Raw genomic sequence first — 15,223 nt, 5'->3', positions numbered from 1 at the left:
CCACAGCCCGCGCCGCCCGCACCCCGGCGCGCGCCAGTTCCGCTCCAGACCGCCGAGGGGTGGCCCGCCCCGCACGGCCAGCCCGAAGGCGGCGCCCAGCGAGATCAGCACCGTGCCGACGATCACCAGGGAGGCGACCAGCGCCCGGGTGATGATCACCATCACCACGAATATCAGTGTCAGAGCGGCGATTCCGACGATCAAGAGGTCGTACTTCGAGCCGGTTTGGATATCGTTGTAGACCGCCGCCGTGCCGGTGAGGTAGAACTTGGCGTTGGCCAGCGGTGTGCCCTTTACGGCTTCGTGCGCGGCGTTGAGTTCCGGCTTGACGGCCGCAATCCCCTTGGGAGTCGCCGGGTCCGCGTCGTGGGTGATGATGAACCGCGCCGCCTTACCGTCCGGCGACAGGAAGAGTTTCAGGCCGCGCTGGAAGTCGGGATTGTCGAACGCTTCCGGCGGCAGATAGAAGTAGTCGTCGGCCTTCGAGGAGTCGAACGCCTGACCCATCGCGCTTGCGGTGTCGGTCATCCGCGACATTTGCGTGACCAATCCGGAGAAGCTGCTGTGCAAGGTCAGCAGGGTTCCCTGCATGGATTTTGCGACGGCGATGATGGGCGGGAACTCCGCGAGCAGTTGCGGTAGTAATGCGTCGACATTGTTCATGTCTTTGAGCAGTGTTTGCATGTTCTCGCTGAACTTGTCCACGCCGTCGATCGCCTCGAATACCGACTTCGTCGCCCAACACACCGGAATGTTGAAACAGTGCTGCTCCCAATACAAATAGCCGCGCAGCGGCCGCGCGAAATCGTCGAAGTCGGCCAGATGGTCCCGCATCTCGTCCAGCGTGGCCCTCATGTCGTTCATGTCACCGACCATGCGATGAGTCGTGCTGCTCAGCTGCCCCAGCAAGCCATACATGCGTTCCATCGAGCCGACCATGGCGCCGAGGTCGTCGCTCATCTTGAGCATATCGGCCATCCGGTCCCTCATGAATCGCAGATTCTCTTGGATCGGAATGGCTTGCATGCTGATCTGAAACGGGATCGACGTGTGTTCGATGGGGCTTCCCAGCGGCCTGGTAATGCTTTGTATTCTCTCGATGCCCGGGGTACGGAAGATGTTCTTGGCGATGCGGTCCAGGATGATCATGTCGCTCGAATTGCGCATGTCGTGATCGGCCTCGACCATGAGAATGTCGGGATTCATTCTGGAGGGGCTGAAATGGCGCTCGGCCGCGGCGTATCCGATATTCGACGGCAGATGCGGCGGTATGTAGTAGCGATCGTTGTAGCTGATTTTCATGCCCGGCACCACGAGCATGCCCACCAGCGCGATGAGCAGTGAGGCCACGAAGATCGGCCCGGGCCAGCGGACGGTGGCGGTGCCGATCCGCCGCCACCCGCGAACCTTGATCATCCGTTTGGGATCCAGCAAACCGAACCGGCTGGCCACCACGACGACGGCCGGCGCCACCGTCAACGCGCCGGCGATCACGATGAGCAATCCCAGCGCGGAAGGAATTCCCAGCGCCTTGAAATAGGCCAGCCGCGCAAAATGCAGGCAGAAACTCGCCCCGGCAATCGTCAGCCCCGAGCCCAAGATGACGTGGTAGGTGCCGCGGAACATCGTGTAATAGGCGGTTTCCCGATCCTCACCGGCCTGACGCGCCTCCTGATAACGCCCGATGAGGAAGATCGCGTAATCTGTTCCCGCCGCAATAGCCAACGACGACAACATGGCGACGACGAACGTCGAAAAGCCCAACAGGTCGTTGTAGCCGAGAATCGCAATGACTCCCCTGGCCGTCAGCATCTCGAGGAAGACCATAAAGAGCACGAGCAGCACGGTGCTGACGGAACGATAGACGATCGCGAGCATGATCATGATGACCACGCCCGTCACGCCCATCATTTTGAACATGCTTTTGTCGGCGGCCTCGGTCATGTCGGTGGTGAGCGCCGCCGGACCGGTGACGTAGGCCTTGATTCCTGCGGGCGGTTTCGAATCGTCGACGATCTTGCGAACCGCGTCGACGGACTCGTTGCCCAAGGTGCTGCCCTGGTCGCCGGCGGTGTTGATCTGCGCATATGCGGCTTTGCCGTCAGTGCTCTGAGCACCTGCGGCGGTGACGGGGTCTCCCCACAAATCCTGGAGATGCTGCACGTGTTTGCGGTCCGCCCGCAGCTTTTTCACCAGGCCGTCGTAATAGCGATGCGCTTCTTCGCCGAGCGGTTTATCGCTTTCCAGGACAAGCATCACGATGCTGTCGGAATCGAATTCCTGGAATTTCTTGCCCATGTGTTTGGCGGCGATCATCGCCGGCGCATCTTGCGGCGACATCGTCACCGCGTGTGATCTCGCGACGAATTCGATCCAGGGCACCAGAACGTTCACCGCGATCGTCAGCAGCAGCCAGGCGACGATGATCGGGACAGCGAACGTGCGGACCGCCCGCATGAATCTCGGGCGGGTGTCGTCGTGGGCGTTCATGCGGCCTTCACCAGGCAGAAGGCTTGCGCGTGGTGCCCGCTGGCCGATTGTTCGTCCTTGACGGCACCGTTCACGGTGATGCGACACCCGATGCTGTCGCTGTTGCCTTGCGCCACAACGTTGGCGATAACGGCCGGCAACGTCGTCGTCATCGTGTACGTCCAGGGCAGGTTGGTGAAGTTCGCCTGCTCAGGCTGGGTCTCTTTGTTCAGGTAGCTCACGCTTCCGGCTGTGCCGGCGGGCCCGAACACCTCATAGGTCACCCGTTTGGTATTGATCGACTCGATCACGCCAGAGTTGGCGCCCGTCCAGGTAAAGATCGGGTCGGAGCCGAAGACGCCGCGGAGCCTGTCCACGGCTATCCCCCCGGCGGCAAGTGCGATGACGACAACGAGCGGTATCCAACCTCGCTTGAGAAAGGTGAGCACTGACGTTCCCCTCCGCTCATCGCGTTGTCGGTTGGTACGTAGTCCACGCCCTCGCCGCCGCCCTGACTAGGGCCGTTCGGCCCGGGGGCGGTGGTCGTTAGCCACACGGACTGCGGTTGATTGTCACTATATAACATACCCCCTACGGTATTTTGGGGCGCCTGTCGGCGGCGCGCCGACCACGACGCCGGTGCTGGTTACCTCGATCGCCGGTGGTTAAACCCAAATCCCCACTCGTCGAGGCGATGCCGCGATCCGGGCAGATGGCGCCGACGACCGATATTCGCGCTACCCGAGCAGCTGAGCGACGCACCTGGCCGCATCCGCGACCAGCGCCTCACTCGGTTCGGCGTCATACCCGCCGCCGGCACGGTCCGACAAGATCGCCACCACGTGCGGCACGCCTGTGGGCGACCACACCACTGCCACATCGTTGGCCCGGCCGTAGTCGCCTGAACCGGTCTTGTCGATCACTTTCCAGTCGGCGGGAAACCCCGCCCGGATCCGTTTGGCTCCGGTGGTGTTGCGCGCCATCCAGTCGGTGAGCATCGCCCGTTTGTCGGCCGGCAACGCGTCGCCGAGAACAAGCTGCTGATAGTCGAGCGCGATCGCGTGGGGAGTGGTGGTGTCACGCTCGTCGCCGGGAGGGTCGCGGTTCAACTCCGGTTCCTCTTGGTCCAGCCGGCTCACCGAGTCGCCCAGGCTGCGCAGATAACCGGTAAACGCCGTAGTTCCGCCGATCTCGGCCAGCAACAAATTGGCGGCCGTGCCGTCGCTGTAGCGGATCGCCGCATCGCAGAGCTGACCGATGCTCATCCCGGTCGCGATGTGCTGCTGGGTGATCGGCGAGGTTGAGCGGATGTCAGCGCTGGTGTATGTGACCACCTTGTCCAAGTGGCTGAGCGGGTACTGATGCAGCACCGCCGCCACGAGCAGCCCCTTGAATGTCGAGCAGAAGGCGAACCGCTCGTCGGCGCGGTAGGCGATTGCCGCCGTCGTGCCGGATGCCGGCACGTATACGCCCAGCCGGGCCGCATACGTGTGTTCGAGTTCGGCAAAGCGACTCTGCACATCCGGTGCCGGCGCTGCCGCGGTCGAGGCGGGATGCTCGCCACTGCCGCCGCGGGCACAACCGGCGAGCGGAACAGACGCGGCTATGGCCAGTAGTAAGGCACGGCGCGGCAGCGCCGGTCGTGGACTCGATGCGTTCATGTCGCGACAGAGTCTGTCACGGTCCCGTTGGAAGCGGAGGCCGTGTGGCATCGATCGCTCCACTTTCGGTCTTTGCGTCTGAAGCGGCCATGCGCAACGATGCAGGCATGCGGTGTGACGTTGCGCGTGAGGAACTATCGGCGCGACTGGACGGTGAACGTCCGCAGATGCTGGCCCAGCAGGTCGATGCCCACTTGGAATCGTGCCGTCGGTGCCGCGCCTGGCTCATCGGCGCGGCGGCGCAGAGTCGCCGGTTCGCCGCAGTCGATGCCCGCCGCGGACCGGACCTGGCCGACCGAATCATGGCCAGCGCCGGCGTTGCGCCCACCCCGCGCCATCGCCGGTGGCTGCATCGTGTCGGCCCAGATCACTGGAAGTGGTGCCTGATCGCGGTGGGTGTGTTCCAGATCGCGATTGCGGCTGCACAGATCAGCGGCATCGATTTCGGCATCATGCCTCGCCATAAGCCCGACGCGATGATGCACGGCGAGCACCTGCTGCACGAATCCACTGCCTGGTTGCTGGCTCTGGGGCTGGCCATGATCGTGGCCGGCGTGTGGAGCGGCGCGGCACTGGGTGTGGCCGCCATTGCCGGCACGTACTCGTTGGCGCTGGTGGGTTACGTGGCCGTCGACGCCTGGCGCGGCGAGGTGACCGCGGCGCGCATCGCCAGCCACGTGCCGGTGCTTGCGGGCACGGTGTTCGCGTTACTGGTAGCGCGAGACCGTAGCGGGGCGGCGGCGTCACAACCGACCGAGGCCGAACCAGCGCCGGCTGTCCGGCCCGCGGCGCTGGCGCACGGTCGTCGCCACGGGCATCTGCGGCCGATCAACCGCTCTACGACAACCGGTCGTAAGCACTTAGAGCCTTGCCGTTTAAGGTGGATGCCCATGACCGCGGCAACCGACGACGAGGCCGTCACCGAACTGGCCCTGGCGGCTGCAACGGGCAACGCGCGGGCGCTCGAGGCGTTCATCAAAGCCACCCAGCAAGACGTGTGGCGGTTCGTGACCTACCTGTCGGATGCGGGCAGTGCCGATGATCTGACCCAGGAAACCTTCCTGCGCGCGATCGGCTCCATCCACCGGTTCTCGGCGCGCTCCAGCGCCCGAACCTGGTTGCTGTCGATCGCCCGACGGGTGGTGGCCGATCACATCCGTTATCTCCGGTCACGGCCCCGCACCGCCCACGGCGCCGATCCCGAGAGTGTGCTCGACCGCCACGGTCACGCCCGCGGTTTCGAGGAACTCGTCGAGGTGACCACGATGATCGCCCAGCTCACCGCCGACCAGCGCGAGGCGCTGTTGCTCACGCAGTTGCTCGGGTTGTCCTACGCCGATGCCGCGGCGGTGTGCGGCTGCCCGGTCGGCACCATCCGGTCCCGTGTGGCCCGGGCGCGCGATGCACTGCTGGCCGATACCGACCGCGACGAACTGACCGGTTAGCTCAGGCGGTCGACCCAGGCGGCGGCTTCCGCCACGGTGCTCACAGTCGTGACGCCGGCGGGCAGCGGCGGACGTGCCACCATCACCACCGGAATAGCAAGGGCCGCAGCGGCATCCAGCTTGGCCCTGGTCATGTCGCCGCCGCTGTTCTTGGTGACCAGCGCGTCGATGTGGTGTTGGCTTAGGAGCCGGACTTCGTCGTCGTAGTGATACGGGCCGCGGGACAGCACCAGCTGGTGGCGACGCGGCAACACGGTGTCGTCAGGCGCGGTGACCGTGCGGATCAGAAACCACGCGGGACTGTCGGCGAAGGCCACGACGCCCGAGCGGCCCGTGGTCAGAAAGATGCGTTGAAACTGTTGCCGGGCAACGGCTTCGGCGGCCTGCGTATCGGATGTAACGACGATCGCGTCGCCGTGGTCCCACGGCGGGCGGGCCAGCACCAGATAGGGCCTTTGCAGTTCACCGCAGACCTGCGCGGCGTGCGCGGTGATGGTCGCCGCGAACGGGTGGGTGGCGTCGATGACGGCGTCGATGTGTTCGTCGACCAGCCAGCGCCGCAGGCCGTCGACGCCGCCGAACCCGCCGATGCGCACCGGGCCGACCGGCAGCGCGGGGTCGGGCACCCGGCCGGCCAGCGAGCTGACGATGTCGACGTGCGGGTGCAGTCGTCTGGCCAGAGCCCGTCCCTCGGCGGTGCCGCCGAGCAGCAGCAGTCGTGTCAATGCGCCTCCCGACGTGCGGCCGAATAAAGGTAGCTGTCGGTGAAGCCTTCGGCCGCCAGCACGTCGCCGACGATGATGACGGCGGTTTTGGTGATGCCCGCGTCGTGCAGTTGTACGGCGATACCGGCCAGCGTGCCGCGCAGCACACACTGCTGTGGCCAGCTTGCGAAAGCAACGACGGCGGTAGGCGTTTCGGGGCGGTAGCCGCCGGATAGCAGCTCCGGGACGATCTTGTCGATCTGCGCGGCGGCCAAGTGCAGAACCAGGGTGCCGCCGCACTTGGCCAGGGTTGCCAGGTCCTCGCCGGGCGGCATCGGTGTAGACAGGGTGGCGATTCGGCTCAGCGTCACGGTCTGCGCCACGCCGGGGACGGTGAGCTCGCGTTTCAAAGCGGCGGCGGCCGCGGCGAAAGCCGGTACCCCAGGAACGATTTCGTAGCCGATGCCCAGCGCGTCGAGCCGGCGGCACTGTTCGGCGAGCGCGCTGTACAGCGACGGGTCGCCCGAGTGCAGCCGGGCCACGTCGTGGCCGGCGGCGTCGGCGTCGGCGAGTTCGGCGACGATCTGTTCCAGCGTCAGCGCTCCGGTGTCGACGATCTTCGCGTCCGGCGGGCAGTGCGCGAGTAAGTCTTTCGGCATGATGGAGCCCGCGTACAGGCATACCGGGCATCGTTGGAGGAGCCGCTGACCGCGGACGGTGATCAGGTCCGCGGCACCCGGTCCGGCGCCGATGAAATAGACGGTCATCGCTTGGTCACCTTGGTCACCGTCCATTGCGTCACCGGGCGCTGCGGGTGCCAGCCGGTGAAGCCGCCCAGCAGCTCGCCGTGGTAGTGCTGGAAGCGTCGCAGGTCCCCGCCGTAGTGCGAATAGGCCTGTGCCAGTATGGCTTCTGACTCTACTGTGACCGCGTTGGCGACCAGTCGCCCGGTTGTCGGCAGGCTGGCGAGGCAGGCGTCGAGGAGGCCAGGTTGGGTCAGGCCGCCGCCGATGAAGATCGTCGCCGGTGTTGCGGCATCCTCGAACTGGTCGGGCGCCTGGGCGCGCACCTCGACGTCGACGCCGAAGGCCGTGGCGTTCCGTTCGATGTTGCGGCGGCGCCGTTCGTCGCGCTCGAACGCCACCGCGGTGCAGCCCGGCGCGCTGCGGCACCATTCGACGGCGATGCTGCCCGAGCCGGCGCCGACGTCCCACAGCAGCTGTCCCGGCCGGGGTGCCAGTGCGGCCAAGGTAACGGCCCGGATGCCGTGTTTGGTGATCTGGCCGTCGTGGATGAACGCGTCGTCGGGCAGCGACGAGATGCGCTCGTCGGGCAGGTAGCGGATGGCGATCACGTTGAGATCGTCGATGTCGCATGCGGTTTCGCTGGCCCACTGGTGGGCGGTGCCGTGGCGGTCGCGTTCGTCCGGCCCGCCGAGCTGTTCGAGAACACTGAATTCCGAGTCGCCGCGGCCGGTCTCGTCGAGCAACGCGGCCAGCTCCTTCGGGGTGGCCTGGTCCTTCGAGAGAACGATCGCCTGACCGCCGCGGCGTATCGCCGTGTGCGGTGCCGCGGTGACCAGGCTGATCACCTCGGTGTCGTGGACGTTCCAACCCATTCGGGCGCACGCCAACGTCACCGCCGACACATGCGGCACCACGCTGACTGCGTCGGCGCCGAACAACCGGATCAGGGTGCCGCCGATACCGTGCATCAGCGGGTCGCCGCTGGCGACGACGTGGACATCGGGGTCGTGTGCCGGTAATTGTTTCAGTGCGGGCAGCATGGGCGACGGCCACTCACGTCTCGCGGCGGTTACCGTGGCGTCGAGCAAGTCGAGTTGCCGTTTGGAGCCGTAAATGACTGTCGCCCTTTGCAATTCGTGGCGCGCCTGCTCCGAAAGACCCGGCATGCCGTCGGCGCCGATACCGACCACGATGATCATCGCGGCATCCTGCGCCACACGAACTGCGGCAGCAGCCGCAGCGCGAAGAACATCGGCCGCAGTGCCCACGGAACCCAGACGATGCGCCGGCCCTTGGCCAGGGCACGCGCGGTGGCCTCGGCCACTTGCGCCGGGGTGCTGGACAGCGGCGCGGGCGTCATGCCCGTCGTCATGCGTCCGATCACGAATCCCGGCCGCACGATCAGCAACCGCACTCCGCTGCCGTGCAGCGCGTCGGCCAACCCGCTGGCGAAGCCGTCCAAGCCGGCCTTGGCCGACCCGTAGACGTAGTTGGCGCGGCGCACGCGTATTCCGGCGACCGAGGAGAACACCACCAGTGTTCCGGTGCCGGCCGTTCGCATCGTGGCGGCCAGCTGGGTGAGCAAGCTGACCTGGGCGACGTAGTCGGTGTGCACGATGGCGATCGCATGCTCGGCGTCGGTTTCGGCCCGGGTCTGCTCCCCCAGGATGCCGAAGGCCAGCACCGCGGTGCCGATGGGCCCGTGCTCGGCCGTGATCGCCGCGATCAGCGGGCCGTGGGTGGCGAGGTCGTCGGCGTCGAATTCGGTGGTGTGGACGGCTGTCGCCCCTGCCGCCTTGATCGCGGTGACTTGCTCGGTGAGCTGGTCGGCCCGGCGGGCGGCCAGTATCACCGTCGCCCCGGGGGCCAGGCGGCGCGCGAGTTCGGTGCCGATCTCGCTGCGGCCGCCGAAAATTACCACCGGAGCTGCGCCCGTGTCGTCCACGGCTGCGATTATCACCTGCGCTAGCGTGGGTGGCGATGGCCAAGACCACTACGCGGCTCACCGACGACGCGATGGCGTTTCTCACCGAACGCCACCTTGCCATGCTGACCACGCTGCGGGCCGACAATTCGCCCCACGTGGTGGCGGTGGGTTTCACCTTCGATCCCACGACGCATATCGCTCGGGTGATCACCACCGGCGGCTCGCAGAAGGCGGTCAACGCCGAGCGCGGCGGGATCGCGGTGCTGAGCCAGGTGGATGGTGCGCGCTGGCTGTCGCTGGAAGGCAAGGCCTCGGTGAATCGCGACATCGATGCCGTCCGTGATGCCGAACTGCGCTATGCCCAGCGCTACCGGACCCCGCGGGCCAATCCGCGACGGGTGGTCATCGAAGTTCTCGTGGAGCGGGTGTTGGGGTCGTCGTCGCTGCTGGACCGGGTGGAGTAGCCGCTAGGTAGCGCACCCATGCGCCGCCGGAGGGTCCGGCCACCGCGTGTAGCCGGGCGTTCTGGTTTCCCGTTCGCGGCAGGGCGAAGTCTGCGTTGACGGCCGCACAGGCTAACGGCGCCTGGTCGAATATCACCCGATTTGGCGTCAATGTCCAGGTGCCCGCGGCGTCGAGGCAGGCGGCGGGGTGCGGGGCTTCGCACGGCGCGGCCACCCAGCGACCGTTGACCGCTTGGAGGGTACAGCTTCCGGCGCTCGCACGCGGTTCGTCGGGCGCCCAGCTCCACAGCGTGGCCTGGATACGCCCGTCTTCAGGGAGCAACTGGTCGAAGCCGAACAGGTTCACACCGCAGTCGGTCATCGCCTGCACCTTCGACGGTGTCAGCGCCGCCGGATTCGCCGGGGGCCGGGTGGGATTGGTCAGGGCCGACACCAACGTGGAGTCCTCGTAATAACGAACGAGCCTGGTCGCATACATGTCGCTGTCATAGCTGGCGTCGCAGCTGGGGTATGGCTGGTACCTCGACGTCGAGCCGCTCTCCAGCTCCCGGCCCTTCCAGGTGAAGACGTCATTTGACCAGCTTTGTATGCAGGAACTGACCAGTACGACTTGTGCGCCCGCGGCGCGGACGTCGTTGCGTGACGTCTGTAGCGGGAGCGGGACGCAGCCGTTCGCGGCGCGGCCAGCCTGGTCGGGGTGATAGATCAGGCTCGTTCCGTCCGGACGCCGAAGGGTGTCTTCAAGGATGGCGAGTGATGATGAGTATGCCGCAGCGTCCTGCAGCTCGTCTTCGAGGTAGAGCAGGATGACCTCGTCGGTGTGACCGGGGGTGTTGAGCCAGTTCTTGATCTGTGGGAGCACCGCGGCGAACGGCGGCTCGTTGGTGCAGCCCAGGTTGCCATTCGTGGGTCCCAGACCGTGACAGACCGTGACTTCCCGCTTACCGAGGAGTTCCAGCCTTGGGATGTAATGCAAGTCGAGTTCGAGGCCACGGACATCGATGTCGAGCTGTTGGGTCAGCGACAGCTGTTGATTCGAGTCGGCGTGCGAGAGGGTGAACGAGTCGCTGAGGCTGTTGAACGAATTGTGGGTGCCCAACCACTGAGATTGGCTGATCGGCAACGGGTCTCCAAGCGCGTACTGGAATTGCGCCGTGCGGTGCACCCACGATCGCAGGTAGGCGTCGCGCGCGGCTTGGGTGACATTATGGGCGAGCGGGAGTGCGCAGTGTGTGTCCGCGACGCCGACCCGGCGACATTCCGCGGCGACGGCGTCGGCGAACTTGTTGAGTGCCACGCAGGGAATGGCGATGGGGCTGATGGCGTCGCAGGGTGCTGTGGGCGAGGTTTGCTCCGGAGGGTCGGCGGCCACCGGTGCGGGGGTGATTAATAGCAGGCTGGTCACGCCGACGACGGCGGCTGTCTGCAGCCATCGGGTGCCGGGCATGCGCGGTACTTTGGCACTTCGACGTCGCTGCTGGCGAGAGTTGTTGTCGAAGTGTTGTATTTGCGGGGTGGGGGGGTGGGCGGTGGTTACGGGGGGCGAGCACCTGCCGGGCTGTCCGATTGCTTGACGGATATACCCAGCGCGTCCGACGGGTTCCAACCTTGCCGAAGTTCATTTCGTCCGTAACCAAGAACACCACGCTGACGACGGAGCAGGAGCAGAGCGGGTGCTCGGCTATCGATCTCGAAACAACGGCCTTCCATTCCGATCAAAGCAGGATGCGACGATCTCATCAATTGATGCATTTAAAAAGAATGATAGCTTGACAAGTTCCGCTGTTCCCGTCACTGAATCAGAACTGCTGACAGCGACCGCCGAACCGTCGGAAGAGATCAAAGTTAGCCGCTCAACCCCTTCAAAGTCCCGGATATCGATATACAAGTTAGGGGGTAGCTGCTCCCGCAAAACCGGCATTTTCAAACGCGGCAATTCGTGCTTTCGTCGAATACCAGGACAGAATCGACCAAAAAGGTACTTTTCAATGGTATCCATCGACCGGGTAGCCAATACAAAGTGTTCTGCGCCCATGCGGTCAGAGTCCGTGACGATAAACCAGCCATGGTCATTCGCCCCAATGAAGAGTCGGATTTCACCCAACGATGCCCAGAATATTGCGCGTCCATCTCCACTGCGGGATCCAGGCGTCAGCGTATATCCAGCAATATTTCCCCATTCCTCAAGCCTTGCGGAGATTTCTATGTGTGTATTCATCGCAATACACCAGGGTCAAGTAGCTCTTCCACACTCAGCGCCTACCTTCGCTGTCGAATATCCGAACCTGTATCGACCCTCCTCCACACTTCGACATGCCAGCCGGCAGGGAAATGATCGAACTCATATGCGCTACACGGCTCACGTAAGCTATTGACGTGCAGTGCTCGCGCCTCTCAGGATGCCGGCACACCGTCTGCCATGATCGCCAGATACTTCCCGTCCACGTTCCCAATCCGGCCGAATTGCCTGCCGCAAAACTTGGCTTCCATCTGCGTCGGAAACAGCCCTCACCGTACCCGGCTTCTGGGCTGAGCACTGGCACACATGGCACTCCGCGACCTCATCTCGATCAGCAATAAATCGTTATACTGCGACGTCTACCGCTCGCCCAATGGCGAAAATAATGGCTTCGCCTGTGAATTGACAAACGAATCCTTTATCGCGGAGACCGGAGCGTCTAGATAATGCGACAATTCAACTAACCGGGATATCTCGCCGATTGCAAGCACAGTTCCGGATTCATCAACTAAGGCATCACGTTCGCGAACATAGAGAGTTACTTTACCGATAGTATACGCTTGCTGGAGTTCATCAATGGCACACGGCTTGCGGACCCAGCCTAAACCGTTCCGCTTTCGGATCGAGTTCCCGAAACGACCGTATAGGTACTTTTCAAGTATGGGCATCGTCGAGCTACTGAGGTGGAAACTCTCCGGCCCCATACGATTAGATGCCGTCATTGTATAGTAGCCATCGGCATAGCTCACAAAGTAGCGTACTTCACCACCTTTATTCCAAATAACCGTACGGCCATCGTCCGTCTGCGAGCCCTGAGTCATATCTAAACCTGCTGACCGAATCCAGTTATACAGGTCGAGCGAGAGGTCCACCGTGGTTGTCATTACTGCAATACTCCTTGACCAGCTAACTCTTCTTCTGTTCGCACGGCAAGGACAAAAGCTGGGAACGCAGCAGTCTTATCCGGTGACATTAAGACCCTCGGCGAGTGTGGCATCAAGCTCGTCATATGACATGGTTAGCACTCGACTGGTCGGTTCGTCCGAGCTAGAGAGGTGCGCGTAGGAGCTGGGCATGGCTCTTACCGAATACTTGTGCATAAGCCGCTCTACCACATCCCGCGAAACGCCGTTATATGTAGCAATAAATTCCACGACCTGTTGGTCTGCGACGCTCTTTTGTAATGCGGCGCTTATGCCGAATCGCTGCCATTGACGATATACCGGTTCGAGTTTCCATTCCAAGCGTAGCATATCACCGATCAATGTAAGTACATGCTTTCCCGCGTCCTCAAGGCGTGAGAATACCGCCTCTACAGCTATATAGGGTGAGCTTCTTCTCTCAGTAGTCGCGCTCAAGACAAGATATCCAAATTGAGAGGGCCTGATGACCTCGGCCGTCCAATCTGGATATGGGTAGCCATTACGAAACCAAAGGCTCCCGTCCAACAACTCCGGCACATTTCGCGACGGGTCTTTGCCGACCGCTGAAACCCAACGATCTCGCCAGGTCTCGTAGCGCTCGGCGACTTCGTGGAAGCCGGCATCGCCCGAGGTGCTTGCTCCATGGACACCAACGTACATCTGCGCTCCCTACTGCGTAAGGTCGGTAATTATGCCGGTTGGGTTCAAAACCTCGACAGGGATGTTCTTTCCCGTAAGTTCATTGACAACTAACCATTGCTCCGCGCCGCCAGGCTGCCCAAATGCCGCCTTCGCAGGTCCATGCAATACCACCCAGCCATCCGGCGGGGCAAATGATGCGGAGGACTTAGCACTCGACGACGTTGTGCCCGAAGCCTTCTCGCCGACATTCGACTCACACCCGACGGGTGCCAAGCACACGGTCAGGATGATTGACGCCGCTACCAATAACGCTGCGGCGCTTGCCTTTCTCATGCGTTCGCGCTTGGCGAGGGCCAACCAGGAGACGCCGGCAGGGTCGGGAAGAACGACCGGACATATTCCTGCCCGGGTACCAAGTCCCGGTGGGGGGGTGCCTTCGCGACACAGGTATCTTCGTTTTCGACAGCATCGGGCCATTCCGACCAACCTCCAGATCGGGCGAAATACCCGCCCTGATGGCTGGTGATCCTCCAACCGACGAAAACATCGACCGATGGCGCGCGCGCTGGCCCCTGCTGGGCGGGCAGCGGCGGCCCCGGCTTGGCAGGAGCGGTCATGGTGATCCGCATCGCCGCGATACCTGTATATGGGGACGGCCCTGCAACATGCGGGCGGACCCATCCTTGGTCAGATTGTTCGGCAGCGCCGAACATGTATTCGCAGACAATGACTGTGACGTCACGACCGGAGGTTGTCACAGACAAGATATGGTCCTGCTGCGTGCCCAACCACGGCGGGTCCGGCCGACCGTCGGTCTGTGGCCACAAAAACTGTGTGCCGATCGGATCGTCGATGGACCTGTTGGGATCAACCGACTGCCGAAATCCCGGATACAGATACTTGTCATCGCGTGTAGCGGAGGCCAGCGTGTACGACTCGGTGTAGGCGCGCACCACCACCGCAGGCCACGCGGTCACGTCGATACCGGGTTCAGCCGTCCACACCATGGTGAAATTGTCCAGCGCCGCAGGCCAGCCCGCCGGCGGCGCCGCAGACGTACTGGTCGAACCTTGAGCCGAGCGCCCACCCGAACCGCATCCGCCGACCAACAGCACACCAACTGTCAACAACGCTGCGATTGTTCGCAACTCGGGACGGATTCGCATCACTTCCTGCGCTGATGGGGGTGCGGAACACCAACAATATCGTCGTAGCGGCTGACCAACTTCACATCCGGGGAGAAGCGCTCGCTGGGCGGCCTGGGTTCCAGCGACTGCGACAAAGCGGGACCAATCACGCTGTTGTATTGACCGGCCGTAACACCCAGTTCTTCCGGCGTCGCGATTCGACCATTGGGGTGGTCGTGGTCATAGACGATGTAACCGGGCGGCAGTCCGGCGACGGTGTGTCCTGTTCCGAGCATGGCGTTGAGGATCTCTTGGTCGGCCATACCCAAAGACATGGGCTGTATCGGATTTTCGGCCGGCGCAGTCGGTGTCGGACCGAGGACGGCGTTTTCCAGGTTGTGGCCCAGGATGCCGATCGTAGGACCGGCGATGCGGCCGACCCCGCACCGGGGGTGCGCCACACATGCTTTCGGCGAAGTCGTCGAGCGGTCAGCTAAATCCCAGCAATCCTCCGATGTCCCGGCGATGTTTTTGACGTACGGCCCCAGCCCATAGGCCGTATCGCGGACCAAGTCCGGGTTCACTTGGCCGAGGATGTGGTTGACCCGGCTGCGGCGCAGCGTCACCTTCCGGTGAGGGTGGTTCCTGTACATGAACGACGGCTCCTCTTCTGGCTCAGGCCAGCATCCGTCGGCATGACGCTGGACCGAAATACTAACTGCGAAGGAGATTTGTACGCTGGCCACGATGCCCTCTCTGTCTAACCTGTGTGAGACGTTGAAGTAGATGAGTCTTCTGCTGAGAAGCAGGGCGAGGACTGGATTCTGATTCCGTGACGATGACACTGGCCGATACCGCCGCGGTGGCGGTGGCCGA

Annotated in this window: 15 protein-coding genes and 1 pseudogene; 3 read left to right on the top strand and 13 right to left on the bottom strand. The window is 63.5% G+C overall.

Going from position 1 to position 15,223, the window contains the following annotated elements; translation table 11 throughout:
- The 3 genes from BST40_RS24940 to bla all read right to left on the bottom strand — a co-directional run.
- A partial coding sequence (locus BST40_RS24940; RefSeq protein WP_083156065.1) for an MMPL/RND family transporter occupies positions 1 to 2,490 on the bottom strand: 2,490 nt, incomplete at its 3' end.
- A complete protein-coding gene (locus BST40_RS24935) occupies positions 2,487 to 2,918 on the bottom strand; it encodes an MmpS family transport accessory protein (RefSeq protein ID WP_083156063.1) in 432 nt (143 codons plus the stop codon). The genes BST40_RS24940 and BST40_RS24935, both read right to left, overlap by 4 nt.
- Positions 2,919 to 3,206: 288 nt before the next feature.
- The gene (gene bla / locus BST40_RS24930) at positions 3,207 to 4,130 is read right to left on the bottom strand and encodes a class A beta-lactamase (protein ID WP_075549300.1); all 924 of its coding nucleotides are present in this window, start codon (positions 4,128 to 4,130) and stop codon (positions 3,207 to 3,209) included.
- Between bla and BST40_RS32650 the strand changes: the two are divergent.
- Together BST40_RS32650 and sigC are read left to right on the top strand one after the other, a co-directional pair.
- Positions 4,121 to 4,861: pseudogene (locus BST40_RS32650) on the top strand (DUF2275 domain-containing protein); the annotation flags it as partial. The gene bla and the pseudogene BST40_RS32650 sit on opposite strands and share 10 nt — an antisense overlap.
- A gap of 159 nt (positions 4,862 to 5,020) precedes the next feature.
- Positions 5,021 to 5,575 (top strand): RNA polymerase sigma factor SigC, encoded by a 555-nt coding sequence (gene sigC, locus BST40_RS32045; RefSeq protein ID WP_244174488.1) that lies wholly within the window; start codon positions 5,021 to 5,023, stop codon positions 5,573 to 5,575.
- On the opposite strand, the gene BST40_RS24920 is transcribed toward sigC, so the two are convergent.
- From BST40_RS24920 to dprE2, 4 genes are read right to left on the bottom strand one after another with little or no spacing between them, the layout of a single operon-like run.
- Positions 5,572 to 6,300 (bottom strand): cobalt-precorrin-6A reductase, encoded by a 729-nt coding sequence (locus BST40_RS24920; RefSeq protein WP_089025305.1) that lies wholly within the window; start codon positions 6,298 to 6,300, stop codon positions 5,572 to 5,574. The two genes, sigC and BST40_RS24920, sit on opposite strands and share 4 nt — an antisense overlap.
- Positions 6,297 to 7,046, bottom strand: a complete 750-nt coding sequence (gene cobM / locus BST40_RS24915) for a precorrin-4 C(11)-methyltransferase (RefSeq protein ID WP_083156067.1) — start codon at positions 7,044 to 7,046, stop codon at positions 6,297 to 6,299. Before cobM ends, BST40_RS24920 begins: the two co-directional genes overlap by 4 nt.
- The gene (locus BST40_RS24910) at positions 7,043 to 8,224 is read right to left on the bottom strand and encodes a bifunctional cobalt-precorrin-7 (C(5))-methyltransferase/cobalt-precorrin-6B (C(15))-methyltransferase (RefSeq protein ID WP_075549308.1); all 1,182 of its coding nucleotides are present in this window, start codon (positions 8,222 to 8,224) and stop codon (positions 7,043 to 7,045) included. The genes cobM and BST40_RS24910 overlap by 4 nt, the downstream gene beginning before the upstream one ends.
- Complete coding sequence (gene dprE2 / locus BST40_RS24905; protein WP_083156061.1) at positions 8,221 to 8,970, bottom strand: decaprenylphospho-beta-D-erythro-pentofuranosid-2-ulose 2-reductase; 750 nt, start codon at positions 8,968 to 8,970, stop codon at positions 8,221 to 8,223. Before dprE2 ends, BST40_RS24910 begins: the two co-directional genes overlap by 4 nt.
- Positions 8,971 to 8,999: 29 nt before the next feature.
- On the opposite strand from dprE2, the gene BST40_RS24900 reads away from it, so the two are divergent.
- Positions 9,000 to 9,416: a F420-dependent biliverdin reductase gene (locus BST40_RS24900; protein ID WP_162877381.1), complete on the top strand. Its 417-nt coding sequence runs from the start codon at positions 9,000 to 9,002 to the stop codon at positions 9,414 to 9,416.
- On the opposite strand, the gene BST40_RS24895 is transcribed toward BST40_RS24900, so the two are convergent.
- From BST40_RS24895 to BST40_RS24875, 6 genes are all read right to left on the bottom strand, one after another.
- A complete protein-coding gene (locus tag BST40_RS24895; protein WP_083156059.1) occupies positions 9,355 to 10,863 on the bottom strand; it encodes a phosphoinositide-specific phospholipase C-related protein in 1,509 nt (502 codons plus the stop codon). The genes BST40_RS24900 and BST40_RS24895 overlap by 62 nt on opposite strands.
- 234 nt (positions 10,864 to 11,097) lie before the next feature.
- On the bottom strand, positions 11,098 to 11,634 hold the full coding sequence (locus BST40_RS24890) for an Imm61 family immunity protein (protein ID WP_083156057.1): 537 nt from the start codon (positions 11,632 to 11,634) through the stop codon (positions 11,098 to 11,100).
- A 380-nt stretch (positions 11,635 to 12,014) separates the two neighbouring features.
- Positions 12,015 to 12,539 carry an Imm61 family immunity protein gene (locus BST40_RS24885; protein ID WP_082275626.1) on the bottom strand — a complete coding sequence of 175 codons (525 nt, stop codon included), beginning with the start codon at positions 12,537 to 12,539 and terminating at the stop codon, positions 12,015 to 12,017.
- Positions 12,540 to 12,614: 75 nt separating this feature from the next.
- Positions 12,615 to 13,238, bottom strand: a complete 624-nt coding sequence (locus BST40_RS29675; protein ID WP_142276804.1) for a hypothetical protein — start codon at positions 13,236 to 13,238, stop codon at positions 12,615 to 12,617.
- Positions 13,239 to 13,549: 311 nt separating this feature from the next.
- Entirely contained in the window at positions 13,550 to 14,386 is an 837-nt protein-coding gene (locus BST40_RS24880; protein WP_241780330.1) for a hypothetical protein, read from the bottom strand.
- Entirely contained in the window at positions 14,386 to 15,093 is a 708-nt protein-coding gene (locus BST40_RS24875; protein ID WP_244174487.1) for a hypothetical protein, read from the bottom strand. The genes BST40_RS24880 and BST40_RS24875 overlap by 1 nt, the downstream gene beginning before the upstream one ends.
- Between the last annotated feature and the right edge of the window lie 130 nt (positions 15,094 to 15,223).

This window comes from Mycobacterium persicum (assembly GCF_002086675.1).
GTDB lineage: Bacteria > Actinomycetota > Actinomycetes > Mycobacteriales > Mycobacteriaceae > Mycobacterium > Mycobacterium persicum.
Note: the sequence above shows the minus strand (reverse complement) of the source record. Positions and strands in the feature narration are given on the sequence as shown.

Excerpts from the sequence above, each read along its gene's own strand:
- BST40_RS24885 (WP_082275626.1), bottom strand. The coding sequence starts at position 12,539 with ATGACAACCACGGTGGACCTCTCGCTCGACCTGTATAACTGGATTCGG.
- bla (WP_075549300.1), bottom strand. The coding sequence starts at position 4,130 with ATGAACGCATCGAGTCCACGACCGGCGCTGCCGCGCCGTGCCTTACTA.
- BST40_RS24880 (WP_241780330.1), bottom strand. The coding sequence starts at position 14,386 with ATGCGAATCCGTCCCGAGTTGCGAACAATCGCAGCGTTGTTGACAGTT.
- BST40_RS24910 (WP_075549308.1), bottom strand. The coding sequence starts at position 8,224 with ATGATCATCGTGGTCGGTATCGGCGCCGACGGCATGCCGGGTCTTTCG.
- BST40_RS24890 (WP_083156057.1), bottom strand. The coding sequence starts at position 11,634 with ATGAATACACACATAGAAATCTCCGCAAGGCTTGAGGAATGGGGAAAT.
- BST40_RS29675 (WP_142276804.1), bottom strand. The coding sequence starts at position 13,238 with ATGTACGTTGGTGTCCATGGAGCAAGCACCTCGGGCGATGCCGGCTTC.
- cobM (WP_083156067.1), bottom strand. The coding sequence starts at position 7,046 with ATGACCGTCTATTTCATCGGCGCCGGACCGGGTGCCGCGGACCTGATC.
- BST40_RS24895 (WP_083156059.1), bottom strand. The coding sequence starts at position 10,863 with ATGCCCGGCACCCGATGGCTGCAGACAGCCGCCGTCGTCGGCGTGACC.
- sigC (WP_244174488.1), top strand. The coding sequence starts at position 5,021 with ATGACCGCGGCAACCGACGACGAGGCCGTCACCGAACTGGCCCTGGCG.